We start from the raw sequence: 21,337 nt of genomic DNA, 5'->3' as shown, positions 1-21,337 counted from the left end.
GAGCTCCCTCCGAAACATTGAGCCGCTTCGACTCAACTTTGTGTACCCTGGAGAAGTCATAGAAGGAGAGGACCCACGAGAACCCAGGAGGAGCACCGCACGTGGACGCCGAACTGACCAACCGGAGCCGGGACGCGATCAACGCGGCGAGCAGCCGCGCCGTGTCCGACGGACACGCCGACCTGACCCCCGCCCATCTGCTGCTCGCGCTGCTGACCGGTCAGGACAACGAGAACATCACCGACCTGCTCGCCGCCGCCGGTGCCGACCAGGCGGTCGTGCGCGCCGGCGCGGAGCGCCTCCTCGCCGGTCTGGCGAGCATCACGGGGTCCACGGTCGCGCCCCCGCAGCCCAACCGCGACTTCCTCGCCGTCCTCGCCGACGCCGACAAGCGCGCCAAGGAGCTCGGCGACGACTTCCTCTCGACCGAGCACCTGCTCATCGGCATCGCGGCCAAGGGCGGCCGGGCCGGTGAGATCCTCGACGAGCAGGGCGCGAGCGCGAAGAAGCTGCTCGACGCCTTCGAGACGAGCAGGGGAGGACGCCGGGTGACCACACCCGACCCGGAGGGGCAGTACAAGGCGCTGGAGAAGTTCGGCACGGACTTCACCGCCGCCGCGCGCGAGGGCAAGCTGGACCCGGTCATCGGCCGCGACCACGAGATCCGCCGTGTCGTCCAGGTGCTCTCCCGCCGCACCAAGAACAACCCGGTCCTCATCGGCGAGCCCGGCGTCGGCAAGACCGCCGTCGTCGAGGGCCTCGCCCAGCGGATCGTGAAGGGCGACGTCCCCGAGTCCCTGAAGAACAAGCGGCTCGTCTCGCTCGACCTCGGCGCGATGGTCGCCGGCGCGAAGTACCGCGGCGAGTTCGAGGAGCGCCTGAAGACCGTCCTCTCCGAGATCAAGGAGAGCGACGGCCAGATCATCACCTTCATCGACGAGCTGCACACCGTCGTCGGCGCGGGCGCCGGCGGCGACTCCGCCATGGACGCGGGCAACATGCTCAAGCCGATGCTGGCCCGCGGCGAGCTCCGCATGGTCGGCGCGACCACCCTCGACGAGTACCGCGAGCGGATCGAGAAGGACCCCGCCCTGGAGCGCCGCTTCCAGCAGGTCCTGGTCGCCGAGCCGACCGTCGAGGACACCATCGCGATCCTCCGCGGACTCAAGGGCCGGTACGAGGCCCACCACAAGGTGCAGATCAACGACTCCGCCCTGGTGGCCGCCGCGACGCTCTCCGACCGGTACATCACCTCCCGCTTCCTCCCCGACAAGGCCATCGACCTCGTCGACGAGGCCGCCTCCCGGCTCCGCATGGAGATCGACTCCTCGCCCGTCGAGATCGACGAGCTCCAGCGCTCCGTGGACCGGCTCCGCATGGAGGAGCTGGCCCTCAAGAACGAGACGGACGCGGCGAGCAAGCAGCGCCTGGAGAAGCTGCGGCGCGACCTCGCCGACCGCGAGGAGGAGCTCCGCGGCCTCACCGCCCGCTGGGAGAAGGAGAAGCAGTCCCTCAACCGGGTCGGCGAGCTGAAGGAACGCCTCGACGAGACCCGCGGCCGCGCCGAGCGCGCCCAGCGCGACGGCGACTTCGACACCGCCTCCAAGCTGCTGTACGGGGAGATCCCGGGCCTGGAGCGCGAGCTGGAGGCCGCCACCGAGGCGGAGGCCCAGCAGGAGGCGGCGAAGGACGCGATGGTCAAGGACGAGGTCGGTCCCGACGACATCGCGGACGTCGTCGGCTCCTGGACCGGCATCCCCGCCGGCCGCCTCCTGGAGGGCGAGACGCAGAAGCTGCTCCGCATGGAGGAGGAGCTCGGCAAGCGGCTGATCGGCCAGTCCGAGGCCGTCCAGGCCGTCTCCGACGCGGTGCGCCGCACCCGCGCCGGGATCGCCGACCCCGACCGGCCCACCGGCTCCTTCCTCTTCCTCGGCCCGACCGGCGTCGGCAAGACCGAGCTGGCGAAGGCGCTCGCGGACTTCCTCTTCGACGACGAGCGGGCCATGGTCCGCATCGACATGTCGGAGTACGGCGAGAAGCACTCCGTCGCCCGGCTCGTCGGCGCGCCCCCCGGCTACGTCGGCTACGAGGAGGGCGGCCAGCTCACGGAGGCGGTCCGCCGCCGCCCGTACAGCGTGGTCCTGCTCGACGAGGTGGAGAAGGCGCACCCGGAGGTCTTCGACGTCCTGCTCCAGGTCCTGGACGACGGACGCCTGACCGACGGGCAGGGCCGGACGGTGGACTTCCGCAACACCATCCTGATCCTGACGTCGAACCTGGGCAGCCAGTTCCTGGTCGAGCCGCTGACCTCGGAGGACGTGAAGAAGCAGCAGGTCCTGGAGGTCGTGCGGGCGAGCTTCAAGCCCGAGTTCCTCAACCGGCTCGACGACCTGGTCGTCTTCTCGGCGCTCGACCGGACCGAGCTGGGCCGGATCGCGCAGCTCCAGATCGGCCGCCTCGCGCAGCGCCTCGCCGAGCGGCGCCTCACCCTGGACGTCACCCCGGAGGCCCTGGAGTGGCTCGCCGAGGAGGGCAACGACCCCGCGTACGGCGCACGGCCGCTGCGCCGCCTGATCCAGACGGCGATCGGCGACCGGCTCGCCAAGGAGATCCTGGCGGGCGAGGTCGTCGACGGCGACACGGTCCGCGTGGACCGTGTCGAGGACGGGCTGATCGTGGGCGCGGCTACACGTTGAAGGAGCTGAGGTGTACGAGGGCGGTGCCGCCGTCCTCGTACACCACCTTCACGTTCACGTAGAGCGCCTGGTCGTAGTCCGCGTCCAGGCAGAGGTCCTTGTCGCAGGAGGGCGGTGGTTCGCCGCCCGGATAGGTGGCTTTCAGCCAGTCGGCGACCCCGGCGCGCGGCATGCGGAAGTCCACCGTGACATACGAGTCCTGCCAATGCGCCTCGGTGCACCGGGCGTCCTCGGCGGACGCCGGAAGCCGGCCGTGGGCGAACTCCATCGCCTCGGCGCAGTCCACCGGCTGCGGCTTCCCGGCCTCGCTGAACGAGTAGGCCCCCCAGACCAACAAGGAGATCGGCAGCCCGCAGAGCGCCACGAGCCCCACGCCGAGCCAGATCCACCACCGGGATTTCTTCTTCGTGTCCCCCATGGGCCAGAGATCATGTCAGCTGGCAGCGGATCTTGCCGCTTCCGGCCCGGCGGGGCTTGCCACGTACCGCCCGGCATGGGGGAGGATGGCGAGCATCCGTACGAAGGGAAATACACGGTGAGCATCGACCCGTCCTCGATTCCGAATTTCGGGGGCCAGCCCCAGCCTCAGGCCGCAGGACCGGCGGGCCCCGTCGTCCCCGACCAGGACCTCGTCAAGCAGCTCCTCGAGCAGATGGAACTCAAGTACGTCGTCGACGACGAGGGTGACCTCGCGGCGCCGTGGGAGGAGTTCCGCACGTACTTCATGTTCCGCGGCGAGGGCGAGCAGCAGGTCTTCTCGGTGCGGACGTTCTACGACCGCCCGCACTCGGCCGACGACCGCGCGAAGGTTCTCGACGCGATCGACGACTGGAACCGCCGCACCCTGTGGCCCAAGGTGTACACGCACCTGCACGAGGAGGAGGACGGCTCCGCCACCCTCCGCCTCATCGGCGAGGCGCAGATGCTGATCGGCACCGGCGTCGCCCTGGAGCACTTCGTGTCCTCCACGGTCAGCTGGGTCCGCGCCTCCATCGAGTTCGACAAGTGGATCGTCGAGCAGTTCGGCCTGGAGTCCCCCGAGGACAAGGCCTCCGGCGACGACGAGGCCTGAGCCCCTCAGGGATCAGATCGCCATGCGCGCGAGCGTCAGGGCGTAGGCCCCGTAGCAGTACGAGAGCCCGGCCAGGGCCGCGACCACCAGGATCGCGGCCCTCGGCCGGGCTTTCGTCAGCGCCGCCGCGAGCGGCAGCAGCAGCGGGAAGGCCGGCAGCAGGAAACGCGGCTTCGACTCGAAGAAGCCCGAGCCGCCGACGGCGATGAGCACGAGCACCGCCGTGTACACGAGCACGGGCGGCGGCAGTCGCTCCGTCCACACCGCGAGCGCGAAGAGCAGCACGCCCGCGCCGGTGATGAGCAGCGCCATCACGAAGCCGAACTGGGTGGGGCCGCCCAGCATGTCCCGTACGAAGACGAGCGCGCCCTTCCCGAAGTCGAACCGGGACGTCCAGCCGGCCTGCACGGCGAAGTAGCCGCCGAGCGGGTCGCCGCGCCGGACGCCCACCCAGAGCACGTACGAGACCCAGCCCGCCGGCGCGAGCAGGCCCGCCGCCCACACCCGCGGCCCGGACCGGCCGCGGGTCCGCCACAGCTCGCAGACCGCGGCCACGACGACGGCGGCGGCGACCGCGACCCCGTTCGGCCGGGTCAGCCCGGCGAGGCCCGCGAGGGCGGCCGCCGAGAGCCAGCGGCGGGTGAGCAGCGCGTACAGCGCGAAGGCGGCGAACGCGGTCATCACCGGTTCGGTGTACGCCATGGTCAGCACGATCGAGTGCGGCAGCAGGCCCCAGAGGAGGACGAGCACGGTGGCGGTCCGGCGGCCGCGCAGCCGCTCCGCGACGAGGTAGACGCCCCAGGCGGCGGCCCCGGCGGCGAGCCAGGAGAGCAGCAGCCCGGCGGTGCCCCCGGCGACGGGCAGCACGGTGGTGACGGCCCGGACGAGCGCCGGGTAGAGCGGGAAGAAGGCCAGGTCGTTCAGGACCATGCCGTGGGCGCCGTGGAGGACGCGCCCGTACCCGTGCGCGGCGATCCCGGCGTACCACCGGGAGTCCCAGGAGCTCGCGAGGAGCGCCCGGGGCGAGCGGCCGGTGCGCGGGGCCCACAGGGCGAGGACGAGCAGACCGGTGAGCCGGGCGGCGGCGAACAGCCCGAGCGCGGGCGCCGCCCGGCGCAGCGGGCCCCGGAACCGCAGACGGTCACGGGGCCCGCTGCGGACCGCGGCCGGGGGTGCCGTGCGGTCGAGGGTCTCGGCGGACAGGGTGCACCTCCGGGCGCGGGAAACCGATCATTACCCGGTAAATCGGTCTACCCGACGATCGTCCCGGCTCCCGGAGGGCGCGCGCGGGTGGGGGCACCCACCCCCCACCCGGCCGAACGGCCGCCCGTGTCTCAGGCCAGCCGCTTCAGGCGCGAGACGGCCTCCTCCAGGACCTCGGTCTTCTTGCAGAAGGCGAAGCGGACGAAGGGGGCGCCGGCCTCGCGGTGGTCGTAGAAGACGGCGTTGGGGATGGCGACGACGCCGGCGCGCTCCGGCAGGGAGCGGCAGAAGTCGAAGCCGTCGGTGGCGCCGAGGGGGCGGATGTCGGTGGTGACGAAGTAGGTGCCGGCCGGGCGGTAGACCTCGAAGCCCGCCTGCGCGAGGCCCTCGCTCAGCAGGTCCCGCTTGGCGCTCAGGTCGGCGCGGAGGCCGTCGAAGTAGGCGGCCGGGAGGCGCAGGGCCTCGGCGATCGCGTACTGGAAGGGCCCCGAGGAGACGTACGTGAGGAACTGCTTGGCCGAGCGGACGGCGGAGGTCAGCTCGGGGCTCGCGGTGACCCAGCCGACCTTCCAGCCGGTGAACGAGAACGTCTTCCCGCTCGAACCGATGGTGACCGTGCGCTCCCGCATGCCGGGGAGGCTCGCGATCGGCAGGTGCTCGGCCCCGTCGAAGACCAGGTGCTCGTACACCTCGTCCGTGACGACGAGGAGGTCCCGCTCGGCCGCCAGCTCGGCGACGGCGGTCAGTTCGGCCCGGGTGAGGACCGTGCCGGTGGGGTTGTGCGGGGTGTTGAGCAGGATCAGCCGGGTCCGGTCGGTGACGGCGGCCCGCAGCTCGTCGAGGTCGAGGACGTAGGCACCCTCGTGGGGGCGGAGGGTGACGGGGACGCGGGTGCCGCCGGCCATCGCGATGCACGCCGCGTACGAGTCGTAGTACGGCTCCAGGGCGATCACCTCGTCGCCCGGCTCGACGAGGGCGAGGAGGGCAGCCGCGATCGCCTCGGTGGCGCCGGCCGTGACGAGGACCTCGGTGTCGGGGTCGTACGCGAGGCCGTAGCGCTCCCGCTGGTGGTCGGCGATCGCCGACCGCAGCTCGGGGACGCCGGGGCCGGGCGGGTACTGGTTGCCGCGGCCGTCCCGCAGCGCGCGGACCGCGGCCTCCCGGATCTCTTCCGGGCCGTCGGTGTCGGGGAAGCCCTGGCCGAGGTTGATCGACCCGGTCCTGGCGGCGAGCGCGGACATCTCGGCGAAGATCGTCGTCCCGAACTCGGCGAGGCGGCGATTGAGCAGCGGTCGTGTCATGACGGCCATCCTGGAGCCAAGCTCTGGACTTGCTCAAGTGCGCTTTGACGGGTGTCCCGGGCGGGGATCGCCCTGGCATGAACATCGCATTCTTCATCCTCGGTATCGCGGCCGTGCTCGCGTTCGGGGTGTGGCTCGTCGCGAGCGGGATGAGCGGGACGAAGCGCGTGAGTCGCGGTGGTGACAGCTGGTGGGCCGGGGCGCCGTCCTCGGGCTCCTCGTCCTCCTCCTCGTCGTCCTCGTGCTCCTCGTCCTCGTCGTTCTCCTGCTCCGGTTCCTCGTGTTCGAGCTCCTCGTGTTCGAGCTCCTCCTGCTCCTCGTCCTCCTGCTCCAGCTCCTCGTGCAGCTGAAGCTCTGGACTCGCTCAAGTCGGCTTTGACGGGGTGTCGGACCGGGCATCCCCCTCGCACAGAAGAACGGGGGCAGTACTCATGGAATTCGTGATCTTCATCGTCTTCGCGCTGGTCGTGATCGGCCTGTTCTCCGGCCGCCGGAAGACGGCCGGAGGCAAGAAGCGCCGGGGCGGGCGCAGGGGTGGCAGCTGGGCCGACGGGGGCAGCGGTGGCGGCTGCGGCGGCGGAAGCTCCTGCGGGTCGGGCGGCGGCTGCGGGTCCGGCTGCGGTGGTGGCTGTGGTGGCGGCAGCTGATTGAACAAGTGAACTGCTGGGTCCCCGAAGGGGTTGGAAAACACGGCAAGTTGGGTAAAAACGCTGCGAGTCGCCCGGCGTCCGTGGTTCTCTCGCTCCTGACAGAGACAGCCCTCGGACCGTGTGTGGACCCGAGCCGGCGATTCCCCACTCCCGTAGAAATCCTTCTCCGGGGCGCCCCCGGCCCACCCGTCAAACCGTGTTTGCGGAGCCGACCCATGCTCACCACCCTGAAGACCTCCTACACCGATACGCGTGCGGCAGACCTGGCCTGGGCCCTCGGGCGCGAGCCGCTGCCCGCGCTCGCCGTGCTCGATCTCGAACTCTCCGGCGCCAAGCTCCAGTTGAGGCTGCTCGGCGCCTCCCATCAGGTCCTCCTGGACGAGGAGGGGCGCCACTGCTCGGAGACCGTGGCCTGCATGCCGGGCAGCAGCACCCCGCTCCCGCTCGGCGTCTCCAAGCGCGTCGGCGCATGGGAGTACGAGTTCGGGGCGCGCGTCGAGACGCTCACGCCGGGCGCCTTCGCGGGCCGCGCGCAGGAGTTGCTCGCGCTCGTCGCCGACCACCCCAACGGACTCGCGGGGACCTTTCCCGGCTCCCCGCACGCCTTCACGGCGATGCTGGCCCAGCGCCACGAGGGCCAGGTGCGCTGGCGCACCTGGCACGCCTACCCGCAGGAAGGGCAGCTGGTGGTGACCAGGACCCGCATCGGCGCACGTATGCCCGCAACGCTCTGATGCGCCCTCTCGGAGCCCCATGTGCACTCGTGTGGGTGACATGGGGTGCGACAATCGTGACGTAGCGTTACGGGCATGATCGAGCCGACCGTGACCATGCCACCCACGAGGGTGCGCCGGCCGCCCCCGCGGCGGTCCGTGCGGCCGCCGCGTGAGGCGGTGCGGTTCCCGGTCCTCGTGGTCGTGTTCGTCTGCGCCGCCTGCGGCCTGGTCTACGAGCTCGAACTGGTCGCCCTCGCCTCGTACTTGATCGGCGACTCGGTCACCCAGGCCTCCGTCGTGCTCTCCGTGATGGTCTTCGCGATGGGTGTCGGCTCGCTCCTCGCCAAGGGGCTGCGCTGCCGCGCCGCCGTCGGCTTCGGCCTGCTCGAGTCCGGCCTCGCGCTGATCGGCGGCTGCTCGGCGATGGTGCTGTACGCGGCCTTCGCCTGGCTCGGCGAATCGCGATACGTGCTCGTGGCGTTCTCGCTCGCCATCGGCGTGCTCATCGGCGCCGAGATCCCCCTCCTGATGTCGCTCATACAGGGCGCGGGGCGAGCTCCCGGGCGCGCTTCCCCGGGGGAGGCGTGCTCCGGGACGCGCCGGGCCGGACGGCAGGCCTCGCTCGGCGAGCAGGACGACGCCGCGGGGACGGTGGCCGACCTCTTCGCCGCCGACTACGTCGGCGCGCTCGTCGGCGGCCTCGCCTTCCCCTTCCTGCTGCTGCCCTGGCTCGGCCAGCTCACCGGCGCGCTCGTCACCGGCGCGATCAACGCGGTCGCGGGCGGCGGCCTCGTCCTCTGGGTCTTCCGCCACGACCTCACCCGCCGCTCCCGGGCCCTGCTCGTCGCCGTGAACCTGTGCGTCCTGACCGTCCTCGCCACCGCGACCGTCCTCGTCGACGACTTCGAACAGGCCGCGCGCCGCGCCGTGTACGGGGAGCGGGTGCGGGTGGCCGTCCGCACCGACCTCCAGGAGGTCGTGGTGACCGGGGGCCGCGCGGAGCCGCCCGACCTGTTCCTCGACGGGCGCCTGCGGGTCGCCGGCCGCGACGAGTACCGCTACCACGAGGCGCTCGTCCACCCCGCGATGGACGGCGAGCACGCCCGCGTCCTGATCGTCGGCGGCGGCGACGGGATGGCCGCCCGCGAGGTCCTGCGCTACGCCGGGGTCCGCTCCGTCACCGTCGTCGAGCTCGACCCGGGGGTCGTCCGCCTCGCCCGTACGGACCCGGCGCTCGCCGCGCTCAACGCACAGGCCTTCCGCGACCCGCGCGTCCACGTGGTCTACGCGGACGCCTTCAACTGGCTGAGGGGCGCCGCCGATCGTCTGCAGGAACGGTACGACGTGGTGATCTCCGATCTGCCCGACCCCGGGATCACCCCCAGCACCAAGCTCTACTCGGAGGAGTTCTACGGCCTCGTGGCCCGCGTGCTGACCGCCACCGGACGGTTCGCCGTGCACGCCGGATCGGCCACCGACCGGCCCCGCACCTACTGGACCGTCGACGCCACCCTGCGCGCCGCCGGCTTCGCGACCCGCCCGTACAGCGCGTCCGGCCGCACCCCCGGCTTCGCCGCCGGACCCGACCGCGCCGACCGCGCCAGCGGTACGGGGCGGGGCCCGGGGGACTGGGGCTTCCTCCTCGCCGTACGGGGCGGCCGGCCGCCCGCCCTCGGCCTCGCCCCCGACGCGCCCCGGCTGCGCTCGCTCACCACCGGGACCCTGGAGGCCGCGGCGCGCCGCGCCGAACGGACCCGCGGCGCCGACGACCCCCCGCCCTCGACCCTGGTGCACCCCCGGTACGGCGCCTGACCCGTCTGCCGGGCGCAAACAGGCGACGCCGCGCCCCCGCCTGAGTAGGCTCGGCTTCCATGGAGCATGAGGTGTTCGTTCCCGTCCCGGCCGAGTCCCTGCGCGCGACGCTCACGGACCCCGCCCGCGTGGTGCGCTGCGTGCCCGGCCTCCAGCGCGACGCCGACGCGGAGGCGGGCCCCCTCACGGGCCGCCTGAAGGTACGGGTCGGCGGCAACACCATCACCTACCGGGGCGCCCTCAGGGTCGTCGAGCGGGACGGCGCCATCACCTACGAGGGGGAGGGCACCGAGGTCCGGGGCAAGGGCTCCGCCGAGCTGTCCCTGACCGTCGTCCTCACTCCGGTGGCCGAGGGGACCAGCCTCAGCTTCACCGGAGCCCTCACGGCCGTCGGCCGGCTCGCCGACGTGACGGACGAGGCGCGCTCCACGGCCGGAGCCAAGCTCCTCGACAAGTTCGTGGAGGCCCTGGCCGCGCTCTCGGAGGAGCCGGACGCGGTTCCGGAGGAGGTCTCCGAGGAGGCCACCGACGACGACGGCGTCGACGACGGGGTGGAGGAGCCGTCCGCCCGGAGCGCCGTCTTCGACGCGCCCCTGCCGCCCGCCTCCCTCGACCCGCTCCTCGACGAGGACTTCACCGGCACCCCCATCGACTTCCCCGCCCCGCAGCCCGCCGCCGAGGCCGCCCACGCCCGCCGGACCATGATCGGGCGGAGCGCCGAGGAGGTCGACCACGCCCCGCCGCGCGGCCGGTACGCCCCCGTCCCCGCACCCGAGACGACGAGCGCCGGCGCCACCCTGCGCTGGATCGCGCCCGCCGCTGCCCTCGCGCTCGCCTCGGCCGTCGTCGTCGGCCGGGCCCTGCGCCGCCGCCGCTGAAACGATCTCATCGGGGCTAGGGTCAGGACGTGAGCATGCAGACGCGACTGACGGCGGGCGACGCCGAGTTGACCATCAACCCCGACCACGGCTGCCGGATCGAAAGCCTGCGCATCGGCGGCACCGAGCTGCTGCGCCAGGGCGAGCGCTTCGGAAGCTTCCCGATGGTGCCCTGGTGCGGGCGGACCGAGAACGGCCGTTTCCGCAACGGCGCCACCACGCACCAGCTGCCGGTCAACGCCGCCCCGCACGCCATCCACGGCACCGTCCGCGACCGCGCCTGGAAGACCGCCAGGACCTCGGAGACCGAGGCCGTCTTCACCTGCGAGCTCGGCGACCCCTGGCCGTACCGGGGCAGGGTCACGCAGATCTTCGAGCTGACCGAGGACTCCCTCACCCTGCGCTTCGGCGTCGAGGCCTACGACGACTCGTTCCCGGCGCAGGCCGGCTGGCACCCCTGGTTCCTGCGCAACCTGGGCGGTCAGGACGTACGGGTCGACTTCAGGCCCGCCTGGCAGGAGGAGCGCGGGGAGAACCACCTCCCCACCGGCCGCCGCATCGACCCTTCCCCAAGCTCTCAACTTCGTTCGAGCAGGGGATACCCCATTCCCGGCACCTGGGACGACTGCTTCGGCATGCCCGACGGCGTCGACGTCACCCTCACCTGGCCGGAGGAGCTGGAGCTGAAGGTCGCGAGCCGCGCCGAGTGGGTCGTGATCTACGACGAGCAGGAGGAAGCCGTCTGCGTCGAGCCGCAGTCCGGCCCGCCGAACGGCCTCAACACCCTCCCGCGCCTGGTCACCCCGATCGACCCCCTGGAGGTCGAGAGCGTCTGGACCTGGCGGCGGCTTTAAGCTCAGGGGCATGACTGACGTACGCGCTGAGCTGCTCCAGCAGATCAAGGACAAGGCCGTGGTGCACGGCAAGGTGACCCTCTCCTCGGGTCTGGAAGCCGACTATTACGTGGACCTGCGCCGGATCACGCTGGACGGCGCGGCATCGCCGCTGGTCGGTCAGGTCATGCTCGAACTGACCAAGGACCTCGACTTCGACGCGGTCGGCGGTCTGACGCTGGGCGCCGACCCCGTCGCGACGGCGATGCTGCATGCCGCCGCCGCGAGGGGCGAGCGCCTCGACGCCTTCGTCGTCCGCAAGGCCGCCAAGGCCCACGGGATGCAGCGTCAGGTCGAGGGTCCGGACATCAAGGGCCGTCGCGTCCTCATCGTCGAGGACACCTCCACCACCGGCGGTTCGCCGCTGACCGCCGTCGAGGCGGCGCGTGCGGCCGGTGCCGAGGTGGTCGCGGTCGCCACGATCGTGGACCGCGCCACCGGTGCCGGCGAGAAGATCAGCGGCACGGCGGGCGTTCCGTACCTCTACGCCTACGCGCTGGACGAGCTGGGCCTGGCGTGACCGCCGGGGGCCCGGCGTAACCGCCGCGAAGTCGTGACTTAGGTTCCTGCTTCCCGGCAAACCGGTCCTGACCTGCGTTTTTATCGAGGGGCGGGGTGTTTCACGTGAAACACCCCGCCCCTCGGCATGTCACGCCCGTGGGAGCCCGCACAAGAGTCTGGAAAGATGGGCCGCGACGATGACGTCGCCCCTAGGTCAGGGACAGCAACGCACACACCCCGCACATCACAAGGAGCGGACGAATGCCCATCGCAACCCCCGAGGTCTACAACGAGATGCTCGACCGGGCGAAGGCAGGCAAGTTCGCCTACCCGGCCATCAACGTGACCTCGTCCCAGACCCTGCACGCTGCGCTGCGCGGTTTCGCGGAGGCCGAGAGCGACGGCATCATCCAGATCTCGACCGGCGGTGCCGAGTTCCTGGGCGGTCAGTACAACAAGGACATGGTCACGGGCGCCGTTGCCCTGGCCGAGTTCGCGCACATCGTCGCCGCGAAGTACGACATCACGGTCGCCCTCCACACCGACCACTGCCCGAAGGACAAGCTGGACGGCTACGTCCGTCCGCTGCTCGACATCTCCGCCGAGCGCGTCGCCCGTGGCGAGAACCCGCTGTTCCAGTCGCACATGTGGGACGGCTCCGCCGAGACCCTCGCCGACAACCTGGCCATCGGCCAGGAGCTGCTCGCGAAGGCCGCCGCCGCCAAGATCATCCTTGAGGTCGAGATCACCCCGACCGGCGGCGAGGAGGACGGTGTCAGCCACGAGATCAACGACGAGCTGTACACCACCGTCGAGGACGCCATCCGCACCGCCGAGGCCCTCGGCCTGGGCGAGAAGGGCCGCTACCTGCTCGCCGCGTCCTTCGGCAACGTGCACGGCGTCTACAAGCCGGGCAACGTCGTGCTCCGCCCCGAGCTCCTCAAGGACCTCCAGGCGGGCGTCGCGGCGAAGTTCGGCAAGGCCGACCCGTTCGACTTCGTCTTCCACGGCGGCTCGGGCTCGACGGCCGAGGAGATCGCCACCGCGCTGGAGAACGGCGTCGTGAAGATGAACCTCGACACCGACACCCAGTACGCCTTCACCCGCCCGGTCGTGGACCACATGTTCCGCAACTACGACGGTGTCCTGAAGGTCGACGGCGAGGTCGGCAAGAAGTCCACCTACGACCCGCGCACCTGGGGCAAGCTGGCCGAGGCCGGCATGGCCGTCCGCGTGACCGAGGCGTGCGCCGCGCTGCGCTCGACCGGCACGAAGCTGAAGTAAGCGCCTGAACGACGGGCCCGGCACCTCCCGAGGTGCCGGGCCCGTCGGGTTTCCGTCGACAGGAGGCCGCGCCGCACCTGACGGGACACCGATACCGGGAGGACCGGCGTCGGTGGCGTGCCCTAGTCTTCGTGCACCGTGCCCCGCTCTGAGGGCCGGAGACCATGGTTTCTGGGGGGTCTCTTCACCGTGCGCAAGCGCACTCTCTCTGCCGCGACCTCGCTCGCGGTCCTGTTCGGCTCGGCGGCGATCGTCACCGGTACGGTGACGCCGGCCGCGGCCGACTCGGTCGTCCCGCTGAACGTCGGATCGGTCGGCGACATGGTCGTCGACGGCGCCCACCAGCGCCTGTTCTTCAGCGACACGTACAACAACCGCGTCGTCGTCACCGACTTCGGGGGCCACCTCGTCAAGACCGTCGGCAACCTGCCCTACGTCCGCGACCTCGACCTCTCCGCCGACTCGGCCACGCTGTACGCGGCGGTGCAGAACGCGGACAAGATCGTCGCCATCGACACGGCGCAGCAGACCGTCACCGCCGAGTACCCCACGGGCGAGGGCACCAAGCCCTCCACCGTCGCGGCCGCCGCCGGCCGGCTCTGGTTCGGCTACGGCGAGAACTGGGACTCGGATCTGGGGTCCGTCGATTTGACCACGGCCACGCCGACCGTGGCCCTGGCGCTCACGACGGGCGCCGACTGGTCGAGTCCGCCCACGCTCCGCACCGACCCGGCGGCGCCGGACGCGCTCGTCGCCGCCGACGGCACCATCAGCTCGGGCCCGATCGTCGTGTACGACACCGGGTCGGGCACGCCGGTCGTCCGCACGTCCACCCTGCGCCAGGGGTTCGTGAAGGACATCGAGATCGCTCCCGACGGCAAGAGCGTCGTCGCGGCGGACCGGGTCACCTCGCTCACCCGGCTCAGCCTGACCGACCTCTCCGAGCAGGAGCACTTCCCGGTGTCCGGGGACGCGGAGAAGGTGGCCGTCGCCCCGGACGGCACCGTGGCCGGCGAGACGTGGGACAGTGACGACGTCGGCGACATCTTCGTCTTCGCGGGCGGCTCCGCGACCCCGCCGAGCGTCCGGGACACGAAGGCCTGGTCGGCGTACGGCGCGATCGCGTACGGCGGGATCGAGTGGGCGCCCGACAGCACCCGGCTCTTCGTGCCGGTGCAGGAGCCGGGCCAGTCGGCGTACTCGCTCCGGGTCTACACGTCGCCGAAGCTCCACACCGTCTCCGTGACGGTGAAGGCCCCGGCCACCGCGCCGATCAACAAGCCCCTCACCGTCTCCGGCTCGGTCGCCTCCACGCTGCGGCTGCCGGCCGGTACTCCGCTCACCGTGACCCGGTACGACGCCGAGAACCCGGCCGGCAAGGCGCTCGGCACGCGGGCGATCGCGTCGAACGGCACGTTCTCGTTCCCGGACACCCCGCCCGCGGCCGGGAAGGTCTCGTACAAGGTGGCGTACATGGGCGACGCCCGGCACGCGTACTCCACGAGGACGGCCGTCGTGCAGGTGTCGCCCTTCCCGACGTACCTGAAGCTGGACCAGAACCGCCGCACGGTCGCCTACGGCACCAACGTGACGTACACGGCCTCCCTCGGCTGGACGTACCGGAACCGGGTGGTGGAGATCTGGGCGGACCCGTACGGGTCGGAGCCCAAGCGGCTGCTCAAGCGCGGCACGGTCGACTCGGCGGGCAAGCTGTCGGTGACCATGAGGATGACCCGCGACACCTGGGTGACCGCGGACTTCGCCGGTGACACGCGCTCCGGCAGGGCCCACGTCGGATCCACCGTGTACACCCGGGCCGGTCTGACGACCGCGCTGTCCCGGCACTACAAGTGGTCGAAGATCGGCACCATCTGGTACCAGACGTTCCACCAGACCACCGACCCGCTGGTCACCGCGTGGAACAACCCGTACCCGGGCCGCAAGACCAAGTACGAGCTCCAGGTCTGGTACGACGGCGCCTGGCGCTACGGCGCCGAGGACTACGTCCCGCTGAACAGCGGCGGCATGGCGTACATCGCGTTCGACGGCGACGGAGCGGCCGGAATCCGCGCCCGCGTCCGCACGGCGTACGTGGACGGCACGTCCGGCGACAACGTGAACACCACGGTCTACGGCGCGTGGAAGTACCTCAACTTCACCCGCTGACCCGTCGGCCACCGCTGCCCCGTCCGCCGTTTCCTCGGATTCCGGTGGGCGGGGCTTCGGCGTTCGCGGGACCATGTCAGGCATGGACGTGCGGGACGTGCGGATGGCCTCGGGGACCGGCCGGTGGGTTCTGTTCACGACCGTCCTCGGGTCCGGGATGGCGCTGCTCGACTCGACCGTCGTCAACATCGCCCTGCCGCACATCGGCGAGGACCTGGGCGCCGACCTCGGCGCCCTGCAGTGGACGGTCAACGCCTACATGCTGACCCTGGCCGGGCTGATCCTGCTCGGCGGCTCGCTCGGCGACCGGTACGGGCGGCGCCGGGTCTTCGTGATCGGTGTGGCCTGGTTCGCGGCGGCCTCGCTGCTCTGCGGGCTCGCCCCGAACGCCGGGGTGCTGATCGCCGCCCGCGCCCTCCAGGGCGTGGGCGGGGCGTTGCTCACGCCCGGCTCCCTCGCGCTGATCCAGGCGAGCTTCCACCCGGACGACCGGGCGCGGGCCGTCGGGCTCTGGTCGGGCTTCGGCGGTGTCGGCGCGGCGATCGGGCCGTTCGTGGGCGGCTGGCTGGTGGACGGGCCCGGCTGGCGGTGGGTCTTCCTGCTGAACGTGCCGCTCGCCGCCGTCTGCGTGCCGGTCGCCCTCCGGCACGTGCCGGAGTCGCGGGACGAGACCGCGCACGGCCGCTTCGACGTGCTCGGCGCGTTCCTGGGCGCGGCGGCGCTCGCACTCGTCACGTACGCACTGATCGCCGCCGCCTGGTGGGCCGGGGTCGCCGGCGTGGCGGTCGGGGCCGGGTTCGTGCTGGTGGAGCGGCGGCGCGGGGAGCAGGCGATGGTGCCTCCGTCGATCTTCCGGTCGAAGACGTTCACCGCGGTCAACCTGGTCACCCTGTGCGTGTACGCGGCGTTCGGCGGCTTCTTCTTCCTGGCGGCCCTCCAGCTCCAGGTGGTCGCCGGCTACTCGGCGCTCGGCGCCGGCATGGCCCTGCTGCCGACGACCGTGCTCATGCTGCTGCTCTCGGCGAGGTCCGGGGAGCTGGGGGAGAAGATCGGGCCCCGGATCCCGCTCACGGTGGGGCCGCTGCTTTGCGCCGCCGGGATGCTGCTGATGCTGAGGGTCGGGGAGGACGCCTCGTACGTACGGGATGTCCTGCCGGCGATGCTCGTCCTCGGGCTCGGCATGACGGCCCTGGTCGCCCCGCTGACCGCGACCGTCCTCGCCTCGGTGGACGTCTCCCGGGCGGGCCTCGCGAGCGGCGTCAACAACGCGGCCGCCCGCGCTGCCGGCCTGATCGCGGTGGCCGCCCTGCCGCTGCTCGCCGGGATGGGCCCGGAGGCGTACCGCTCGGCGGACGAGTTCGCGTCGACGTTCCGGCGGGCGATGCCGATGTGCGCGGGGATCCTGGTGGTCGGCGCTGCCATCGCCTGGACGACGATGAGGACCCCGGCCGCGGCGGCGGACTGCCACCCGGAGTGCAAGGTCCACTGCGGGGTGCAGGCCCCGCCCCTGGACCCGGGGGAGCGGGACGCGGCCCCTCGGTCCGAGGGGCCTTGACCTGCGGGCCCGAGGGCCCATGGCCGCGGGTCCCCGCGGCGCCGTCCGTCGTTACTTCGACAGCTCGGCGTACGCCTCCGCGCTGCTGTCCTTCAGGAACTGTCCGCAGCGCTCCGCCTCCTCCTGCTCACCGATCGCCTCGGCGGCGCGGGCGAGCGCGGCCAGGCAGCGCAGGAAGCCGCGGTTGGCCTCGTGCTCCCAGGGGATGGGGCCGTGGCCCTTCCAGCCCGCGCGGCGCAGCGCGTCGAGACCCCGGTGGTAGCCGGTGCGGGCGTAGGCGTACGACTCGACCACGCGGCCCGCCTCCCAGGCCTCGTCGGCGAGCAGGGCCCAGGCCAGGGAGAAGGTGGGGTGCGCGGCGGCGACCTCGACGGCCGGCTTCGCCTCGGCGAGCAGGCGGTTCGCCTCCTCGTTCTCCGGCAGGTAGGTCGGGTTCGGCCCGCTCAGCAGGTTCTGGTGAATGTCCATGCGCGCAGTCTGCCACCCGGCGGCGAACGGACGGCGGGTACGATCCCCGGAATCGCAGAACCCAGGGGGGAGTCTGTCGTGGGGAAACGTGCCGTACGTGCAGGACGGCGGGGGTTACAGAAGAAACGCAGGTCGGGGACCCGTCTCGTCCTGCCGGTCCTCGCTCTGGTGACGGTCTCGCTCGGCGCCGGAGCCACTCTCGCGCACCTGGAGAGCAAGGCCGGGGAGGGGACGGCGGCCGCCCCGAGCCCCCGGCCGACGACGGCGGAACCGACGCCGACGCGAACACGGACGCCGTCACCGAAGCCGAAGCCGCCGCCGAAGCCGGCTCCCAAGAAGAAGCCGAGCCCCGAGCCCACGCGGAAGAGGACCACCGTCCCGCAGTCCGGTGCCGGCACCTTCACCACCGCCCGCGCCTCCGGCGAGCCCGTCGGCCACAGCGGCGTCCTGCGCCGCTACCAGGTCCAGGTCGAGGACGGCGTCGACCTCTCGGCCCGCGACACGGCCGCCGAGATCCAGCGGATCCTGGACCATCCGCGCAGCTGGGCCGCGCACGGCAGGGGCCGTTTCCAGCTGGTCTCGGAGAACGCCGACTTCGTCATACGGATCGCCACCCCGGACACCGCCGACGCGCTCTGCGCCCGGCAGGGCCTGCGCACCCACGGCGAGCTGAACTGCGAGACGACCGACGGGGTCGTGGTGAACCTCAAGCGGTGGATGCTCGGCTCGCCGACCTTCGCGGGGGCGCCGGCCGAGTACCGGCACCTGATCATCAACCACGAGGTCGGGCACGAGATCGGCATCCGTTCGCACATGGGCTGCCCGGGTCCGGGCAGGCTCGCGCCCGCGATGATGCAGCAGATCAAGGGCCTGAACGGCTGTCGATCGAACGCTTTTCCGTATGACGAAGAGGGGAGCTACATCACGGGCCCGATCGTGTCATGATGCGCTTGGGACGCGCGCGAAGAAGCACGCCTCCCGAGGGGACCGGAGCTCCCGTGGCGCGGCAGCGCGCACGCGGTGGAGCGGACCGCTACCCGGTAGCACGTATCGAGGAGACAGAAATGTCAGCCTTTCCCGATGCCTCCGGAGCCGGCTCGGTCGTCGACGACCCGAACCTCGACTTCGCGGGCACGACGCCGTACGAGGACTACGTCCAGGCGGACGTCCTCACCCACCTCCAGCACCTGCGCTCGGACGACCCCGGCGAGATGGTCTTCCTGGTCACCACCCAGGTCATGGAGCTGTGGTTCACGGTGATCGTCCACGAGTGGGAGACCGCCAGCCGGGCCCTGCGCGAGGACCGGGTCCCCGTGGCGATGGACGCGCTCAAGCGCTCCGTGCGCGAGCTGGAGGCGCTCAACCACTCCTGGCGTCCGCTCGCCCAGCTCACCCCCGGCCAGTTCAACGCCTACCGGGCGGCGCTCGGCGAGGGCTCCGGGTTCCAGTCGGCCATGTACCGGCGGATGGAGTTCCTGCTCGGCGAGAAGTCCGCGTCCATGCTGGTCCCGCACCGGGGCGCGCCCCGCGTCCACGCCGAGCTGGAGAAGGCGCTCCAGGAGCCGAGCCTGTACGACGAGGTCCTCGCGTTCCTCGCCCGGCGCGGCCTGCCCGTACCGCAGGAGGTCCTCGGCCGCGACCTGGCGCAGCGGTACGAGCCCTCGCCCGAGGTCGAGGCGGTCTGGGCCGGGATCTACGCGGACGCCGACCAGAACGGCGAGCTCGTCCGGCTCGGCGAGGCCCTCAGCGACGTCGCCGAACTGATCTGGCGCTGGCGCAACGACCACCTGGTGGCGACCCGGCGCGCGATGGGCGCGAAGACCGGCACCGGCGGCTCCGCCGGGGTGGCCTGGCTGGAGAAGCGGGCCCAGAAGAACGTGTTCCCCGAGCTCTGGACGGCCCGCAGCCATGTCTGAGTCGTACGAGGAGAAGGCCGCGCGTCTCGACGCCGCCGACGGACTGGCCGGGCACCGTGCGAAGTTCGCCCTGGACGAGGAGACCGTCTACCTCGACGGCAACTCGCTGGGCGCCCTTCCCGCGCACGTCCCGGCCCGCATGGCCGACGTCATCGCCCGCGAGTGGGGCGAGCTCCGCATCCGCTCCTGGGACGAGTCCGGCTGGTGGACCGCGCCGGAGCGGATCGGAGACCGGATCGCCCCGATCGTCGGCGCCGCCCCCGGGCAGATCGTGGTCGGCGACTCGACCAGCGTGAACGTCTTCAAGGCGGTCGTCGCGGCCGCCCGGCTGAACGGTGACGACCGGGACGAGATCCTCGTCGACGCGACGACCTTTCCCACGGACGGGTACATCGCGCAGTCCGCGGCGCGGATGACGGGTCACGCCGTCGTGGCCTGCGATCCGGCAGACATGGCGGCCGCGGTGAGCGACCGGACGGCCCTCGCGCTCGTCAACCACGTCGACTACCGCACGGGCCGCCTCCAGGACCTGCCCGGGCTCACCGCCGCGCTCCACGCGGCGGGCGCGCTCGCCGTCTGGGACCTGTGCCACAGCGCGGGCGCCCTGCCCGTCGGCCTGGACGAGCACGGGGTCGACCTGGCCGTCGGCTGCACCTACAAGTACCTGAACGGCGGCCCCGGTTCGCCCGCGTACCTGTACGTCGCCGAGCGGCACCAGGCCGCCTTCGACTCGCCGCTGCCCGGCTGGAACTCGCACGCCGACCCGTTCGGCATGACCCCCGGCTACGAGGCGGCGTCCGGTGCGCTCCGGGGCCGGGTCGGCACACCCGACATCCTCTCCATGCTGGCGCTCGAAGCGGCCCTCGACGTCTGGGACGGGGTCGCGGTCGAGGACGTGCGCGCCAAGTCGCTCGCGCTGACGGACTTCTTCCTGGAGTGCGTCGAGGCGTACGTCCCCGAGGGCCGCGTCACCTCCGTGACCCCCGGGGCGCACGGCGAGCGCGGCAGCCAGGTGGCCCTGCGCTGCGCGGACGCGCACGCCGTCATGGCGGAGCTGATCAAGCGCGGGGTCGTCGGGGACCTGCGCCGTCCGGACATCCTGCGGTTCGGCTTCACGCCGCTGTACGTGGGCTTCGCGGACGCGGAGCGGGCGGCGAGGACCCTCGCGGAGGTTCTTCGGCAGGCCTGATCTCGTCGGATGATCGCCTGATCTGCGGGGGTTCCGGTGCTGGTACCGTCCCCGCAGGTCAGGCCAATTCGGCCGCGTACCCGAGAGGTTGGAACAGCATGCCGGACCCCGCCGCGCGCGATGCCGCCGAAGAGGCGTCGGCCTTCTCGCACCCGGCCGTCGCCCCGGACGCCACCGCCGCGTACGGCGACCACCCGGACCAGGTGGTCGACTTCTACGCGCCGCGTGACGGCCGCACCCGGGCCCCGCTCGTCGTCGCCCTGCACGGCGGAGCCTGGCGGGCACCGTACGACCGGCAGCATCTGACCCCGTTCGTGGACTTCCTGGCCCGCCGGGGCTTCGCCGTGGCCAGCGTCGAGTACCGGCGCGGGCCCGGCATCCCCCATCAGGGCGGTACGGCCCCGGTCGCCGGGCGCTGGCCGGAGACCTTCGACGACGTGGCGGCGGCGCTCGACGCCGTACCGGAGCTGGCCTCCGCGCACCTTCCGCAGGCCGACCCGCGGCGGACCGTCCTCACCGGCCATTCGGCGGGCGGCCACCTCGCGCTGTGGGCCGCCGCCCGGCACGTCCTGCCCGCCGGCTCCCCGTGGCGCCTGCCGGATCCGCCGGAGCTGCGCGGGGTCGTCGCGCTCGCCCCGATCTCCCACTTCGGGCGGGCGGTGGAGCTCGGGGTGTGCGGCGGCGCGGTCACGGAACTCCTCGGCGGCGAGGCGGAGTACGCGGCACGTGCGGCCGCGACGGACCCGTCCGTCCTCCTCCCGACCGGCATCGCGACCACGGTCGTCCAGGGCCGCGAGGACATCGTCGTGCCGTACGCGGTGGCCGAGGCGTACGCGGAGGCGGCGTCGAAGGCGGGGGAGGAGGTCGGCCTGACGCTCCTGGAGGGCATCGGCCACTTCCCGCTGATCGACCCGGCGGCGGACGCGTGCGCGGTGGTGGCGGAGGAGATCGCCCAGCTGGCCTGGTGAGCGGCGGAGTGAACGCCAGAACCGGAACACCGGATTCCTCGGAGTTTCCGTACAACCCTTCGAACTGAT

General features: G+C 72.2%; 20 protein-coding genes. 16 read left to right on the top strand and 4 right to left on the bottom strand.

All coding sequences use genetic code 11. The annotated features are described in order from the left end of the window. Positions 1–101: 101 nt before the first annotated feature. Positions 102–2,696 (top strand): ATP-dependent chaperone ClpB, encoded by a 2,595-nt coding sequence (clpB, locus tag ACFYX3_RS23480; RefSeq protein WP_389016480.1) that lies wholly within the window; start codon positions 102–104, stop codon positions 2,694–2,696. Here clpB and ACFYX3_RS23475 read toward each other — a convergent pair. Then, positions 2,686–3,114 carry a hypothetical protein gene (locus ACFYX3_RS23475; protein WP_389016477.1) on the bottom strand — a complete coding sequence of 143 codons (429 nt, stop codon included), beginning with the start codon at positions 3,112–3,114 and terminating at the stop codon, positions 2,686–2,688. The two genes, clpB and ACFYX3_RS23475, sit on opposite strands and share 11 nt — an antisense overlap. A 117-nt stretch (positions 3,115–3,231) precedes the next feature. Between ACFYX3_RS23475 and ACFYX3_RS23470 the strand changes: the two genes are divergently transcribed. Then, the gene (locus tag ACFYX3_RS23470) at positions 3,232–3,768 is read left to right on the top strand and encodes a YbjN domain-containing protein (RefSeq protein ID WP_376581947.1); all 537 of its coding nucleotides are present in this window, start codon (positions 3,232–3,234) and stop codon (positions 3,766–3,768) included. A 12-nt stretch (positions 3,769–3,780) separates the two neighbouring features. Here the strand turns inward: ACFYX3_RS23470 and ACFYX3_RS23465 are convergent, their stop codons facing one another. Continuing rightward, on the bottom strand, positions 3,781–4,905 hold the full coding sequence (locus ACFYX3_RS23465) for a glycosyltransferase family 39 protein (protein ID WP_389016712.1): 1,125 nt from the start codon (positions 4,903–4,905) through the stop codon (positions 3,781–3,783). Between the two features lie 197 nt (positions 4,906–5,102). Continuing rightward, a complete protein-coding gene (locus ACFYX3_RS23460; protein ID WP_389016473.1) occupies positions 5,103–6,281 on the bottom strand; it encodes a pyridoxal phosphate-dependent aminotransferase in 1,179 nt (392 codons plus the stop codon). Between the two features lie 181 nt (positions 6,282–6,462). Here ACFYX3_RS23460 and ACFYX3_RS23455 point away from each other — a divergent pair, with 181 nt between their 5' ends. From ACFYX3_RS23455 to ACFYX3_RS23410, 10 genes are all read left to right on the top strand, one after another. Further along, positions 6,463–6,651, top strand: coding sequence for a hypothetical protein (locus ACFYX3_RS23455; protein ID WP_389016470.1), 189 nt, complete (start codon positions 6,463–6,465; stop codon positions 6,649–6,651). A gap of 52 nt (positions 6,652–6,703) precedes the next feature. Continuing rightward, a complete protein-coding gene (locus tag ACFYX3_RS23450; RefSeq protein ID WP_389016467.1) occupies positions 6,704–6,919 on the top strand; it encodes a hypothetical protein in 216 nt (71 codons plus the stop codon). 218 nt (positions 6,920–7,137) lie between these two features. After that, positions 7,138–7,656 (top strand): DUF2617 family protein, encoded by a 519-nt coding sequence (locus ACFYX3_RS23445; protein WP_116160188.1) that lies wholly within the window; start codon positions 7,138–7,140, stop codon positions 7,654–7,656. A 75-nt stretch (positions 7,657–7,731) separates the two neighbouring features. Beyond that, the gene (locus ACFYX3_RS23440; RefSeq protein ID WP_389016464.1) at positions 7,732–9,450 is read left to right on the top strand and encodes a spermidine synthase; all 1,719 of its coding nucleotides are present in this window, start codon (positions 7,732–7,734) and stop codon (positions 9,448–9,450) included. Between the two features lie 59 nt (positions 9,451–9,509). Next, positions 9,510–10,328: an SRPBCC family protein gene (locus ACFYX3_RS23435; RefSeq protein WP_389016461.1), complete on the top strand. Its 819-nt coding sequence runs from the start codon at positions 9,510–9,512 to the stop codon at positions 10,326–10,328. 35 nt (positions 10,329–10,363) lie between these two features. Further along, a complete protein-coding gene (locus ACFYX3_RS23430; protein WP_389016709.1) occupies positions 10,364–11,182 on the top strand; it encodes an aldose 1-epimerase in 819 nt (272 codons plus the stop codon). A 10-nt stretch (positions 11,183–11,192) separates the two neighbouring features. Continuing rightward, positions 11,193–11,741 (top strand): orotate phosphoribosyltransferase, encoded by a 549-nt coding sequence (gene pyrE / locus ACFYX3_RS23425; protein ID WP_376581935.1) that lies wholly within the window; start codon positions 11,193–11,195, stop codon positions 11,739–11,741. Positions 11,742–11,983: 242 nt separating this feature from the next. Further along, positions 11,984–13,006 (top strand): class II fructose-bisphosphate aldolase, encoded by a 1,023-nt coding sequence (fbaA, locus tag ACFYX3_RS23420; protein ID WP_389016456.1) that lies wholly within the window; start codon positions 11,984–11,986, stop codon positions 13,004–13,006. 189 nt (positions 13,007–13,195) lie between these two features. After that, positions 13,196–15,172, top strand: coding sequence for a YncE family protein (locus ACFYX3_RS23415; RefSeq protein WP_389016453.1), 1,977 nt, complete (start codon positions 13,196–13,198; stop codon positions 15,170–15,172). 82 nt (positions 15,173–15,254) lie between these two features. Next, on the top strand, positions 15,255–16,727 hold the full coding sequence (locus ACFYX3_RS23410) for an MFS transporter (protein WP_389016450.1): 1,473 nt from the start codon (positions 15,255–15,257) through the stop codon (positions 16,725–16,727). A 51-nt stretch (positions 16,728–16,778) separates the two neighbouring features. Here the strand turns inward: ACFYX3_RS23410 and ACFYX3_RS23405 are convergent, their stop codons facing one another. Then, positions 16,779–17,195 (bottom strand): DUF3151 domain-containing protein, encoded by a 417-nt coding sequence (locus ACFYX3_RS23405; protein WP_389016447.1) that lies wholly within the window; start codon positions 17,193–17,195, stop codon positions 16,779–16,781. A 168-nt stretch (positions 17,196–17,363) separates the two neighbouring features. On the opposite strand from ACFYX3_RS23405, the gene ACFYX3_RS23400 reads away from it, so the two are divergent. The 4 genes from ACFYX3_RS23400 to ACFYX3_RS23385 all read left to right on the top strand — a co-directional run bounded on the left by ACFYX3_RS23400 (position 17,364) and on the right by ACFYX3_RS23385 (position 21,268). Further along, positions 17,364–18,140, top strand: coding sequence for a DUF3152 domain-containing protein (locus ACFYX3_RS23400; RefSeq protein WP_389016444.1), 777 nt, complete (start codon positions 17,364–17,366; stop codon positions 18,138–18,140). Positions 18,141–18,259: 119 nt separating this feature from the next. After that, on the top strand, positions 18,260–19,111 hold the full coding sequence (locus ACFYX3_RS23395; RefSeq protein ID WP_116160197.1) for a tryptophan 2,3-dioxygenase family protein: 852 nt from the start codon (positions 18,260–18,262) through the stop codon (positions 19,109–19,111). After that, complete coding sequence (gene kynU / locus ACFYX3_RS23390; protein WP_389016441.1) at positions 19,104–20,300, top strand: kynureninase; 1,197 nt, start codon at positions 19,104–19,106, stop codon at positions 20,298–20,300. The genes ACFYX3_RS23395 and kynU overlap by 8 nt, the downstream gene beginning before the upstream one ends. Before the next feature lie 98 nt (positions 20,301–20,398). After that, positions 20,399–21,268, top strand: a complete 870-nt coding sequence (locus tag ACFYX3_RS23385) for an alpha/beta hydrolase (protein WP_376581922.1) — start codon at positions 20,399–20,401, stop codon at positions 21,266–21,268. Positions 21,269–21,337: the final 69 nt, after the last annotated feature.

It is taken from the genome of Streptomyces sp. NPDC002463 (assembly GCF_042889835.1).
Classification (GTDB): Bacteria; Actinomycetota; Actinomycetes; order Streptomycetales; family Streptomycetaceae; genus Streptomyces; species Streptomyces nymphaeiformis.
Note: the sequence above shows the minus strand (reverse complement) of the source record. Positions and strands in the feature narration are given on the sequence as shown.

What these genes read in the sequence shown, in the direction of transcription:
- ACFYX3_RS23440 (WP_389016464.1), top strand. Translation starts at nt 7,732, where the DNA reads ATGATCGAGCCGACCGTGACCATGCCACCCACGAGGGTGCGCCGGCCG.
- ACFYX3_RS23475 (WP_389016477.1), bottom strand. Translation starts at nt 3,114, where the DNA reads ATGGGGGACACGAAGAAGAAATCCCGGTGGTGGATCTGGCTCGGCGTG.
- kynU (WP_389016441.1), top strand. Translation starts at nt 19,104, where the DNA reads ATGTCTGAGTCGTACGAGGAGAAGGCCGCGCGTCTCGACGCCGCCGAC.
- ACFYX3_RS23405 (WP_389016447.1), bottom strand. Translation starts at nt 17,195, where the DNA reads ATGGACATTCACCAGAACCTGCTGAGCGGGCCGAACCCGACCTACCTG.
- ACFYX3_RS23460 (WP_389016473.1), bottom strand. Translation starts at nt 6,281, where the DNA reads ATGGCCGTCATGACACGACCGCTGCTCAATCGCCGCCTCGCCGAGTTC.
- ACFYX3_RS23385 (WP_376581922.1), top strand. Translation starts at nt 20,399, where the DNA reads ATGCCGGACCCCGCCGCGCGCGATGCCGCCGAAGAGGCGTCGGCCTTC.
- ACFYX3_RS23445 (WP_116160188.1), top strand. Translation starts at nt 7,138, where the DNA reads ATGCTCACCACCCTGAAGACCTCCTACACCGATACGCGTGCGGCAGAC.
- ACFYX3_RS23435 (WP_389016461.1), top strand. Translation starts at nt 9,510, where the DNA reads ATGGAGCATGAGGTGTTCGTTCCCGTCCCGGCCGAGTCCCTGCGCGCG.
- ACFYX3_RS23410 (WP_389016450.1), top strand. Translation starts at nt 15,255, where the DNA reads ATGGACGTGCGGGACGTGCGGATGGCCTCGGGGACCGGCCGGTGGGTT.
- ACFYX3_RS23430 (WP_389016709.1), top strand. Translation starts at nt 10,364, where the DNA reads ATGCAGACGCGACTGACGGCGGGCGACGCCGAGTTGACCATCAACCCC.
- fbaA (WP_389016456.1), top strand. Translation starts at nt 11,984, where the DNA reads ATGCCCATCGCAACCCCCGAGGTCTACAACGAGATGCTCGACCGGGCG.
- ACFYX3_RS23450 (WP_389016467.1), top strand. Translation starts at nt 6,704, where the DNA reads ATGGAATTCGTGATCTTCATCGTCTTCGCGCTGGTCGTGATCGGCCTG.
- pyrE (WP_376581935.1), top strand. Translation starts at nt 11,193, where the DNA reads ATGACTGACGTACGCGCTGAGCTGCTCCAGCAGATCAAGGACAAGGCC.
- ACFYX3_RS23395 (WP_116160197.1), top strand. Translation starts at nt 18,260, where the DNA reads ATGTCAGCCTTTCCCGATGCCTCCGGAGCCGGCTCGGTCGTCGACGAC.